Below are 1,094 nucleotides of genomic sequence, written 5' to 3' on the forward strand. Positions count from 1 at the left end.
GGACCGGGACGGACGAACCGCTGGTATGTCAGTTGTACCGCCAGGTGCATGGCTGATTGGCTACGTTCGGGATGGATAACCGCTGAAAGCATCTAAGCGGGAAGCCGGCTTCAAGATGAATTCTCCTCAATGAGGTGCCCAGGAGATGACTGGGTTGATAGCCCGGATGTGGAAGCACAGACTCACGATGTGTGGAGCTGACCGGTACTAATACACCAAAGACTTACCCACACCCCACTTTTTCAGGTAGCAATGCCGGAACGGGGTGTGTGCGGTGGGCAGCAAAAGGCCCACCACGACCCACCACAACCAATGATGGGCAAACACAGCATGGGTACACAACAACAACGTCCACGATCCACAAGACTGCAAGCGTGCTCGCGTCGACTATACGGTTCCAGCAACAACAACCCACACCCCACGACCACCAGGTCCCTGGGTGCGGGCCGCGTCCAAAAGCAACATCTATAACAACATATTGGTCCACATCACCCCAGGTTCCGGGGTGCGTGACCCCACAAAGTTTCCCCGACCAATGGGACCCCTATTGGTTGGTGGGCTAGGGTTACGGTGGTTATAGCGTGGGGGAAACGCCCGGTCCCATTCCGAACCCGGAAGCTAAGACCCACAGCGCCGATGGTACTGCACCCGGGAGGGTGTGGGAGAGTAGGACACCGCCGGACAACCATTCACCAGACCCCCTGACACCCCTGTGTCAGGGGGTCTGGCATTTAAGCACACGACCTCTGGGCCCTAGTGCCCGAGTTGGCTCATTTTAGTGCCCTGTTTGGGACGTTCACTCGGGGTCAGTCGATGTGGAGTCCTAGTGTGGCAATGAGTTCGGTGGCTTCAGGGGTGATAGCGGCTGGGATGGTGTGCTGTTGGCCGTTGAGTTCCAGGATGCCGTCAGTCAGTGGTCGCAGAATATCTCGGATGCGGCGCAGTGAATAGCCGGTGGTGGTCTGCATGTTTGTGATCAACTAGAACTAGGCCAGATGAGCAGGGAAATCCAGCCAGTTCAGCGGTTGGTTTCCGGCCAAAAGAGCGTCAAGAATCCGGCCAGTTATCCACATGTTTATTGTGTGGTGTTGTCC

General features: G+C 56.7%; 1 protein-coding gene and 2 rRNA genes. 2 read left to right on the forward strand and 1 reads right to left on the reverse strand.

The features are described from left to right. Both A6F49_RS14610 and rrf read left to right on the forward strand, forming a co-directional pair. Positions 1 to 231: ribosomal RNA gene (locus tag A6F49_RS14610) — 23S ribosomal RNA — on the forward strand; the annotation flags it as partial. 335 nt (positions 232 to 566) lie between these two features. Then, positions 567 to 683 (forward strand): 5S ribosomal RNA (gene rrf / locus A6F49_RS14615). Positions 684 to 806: 123 nt separating this feature from the next. Here the strand turns inward: rrf and A6F49_RS18150 are convergent. Next, complete coding sequence (locus A6F49_RS18150; protein WP_161485829.1) at positions 807 to 968, reverse strand: hypothetical protein; 162 nt, start codon at positions 966 to 968, stop codon at positions 807 to 809. Positions 969 to 1,094 lie beyond the last annotated feature (126 nt).

The organism is Enteractinococcus helveticum (genome assembly GCF_001657475.1).
In the GTDB taxonomy this organism is placed as follows: domain Bacteria; phylum Actinomycetota; class Actinomycetes; order Actinomycetales; family Micrococcaceae; genus Yaniella; species Yaniella helvetica.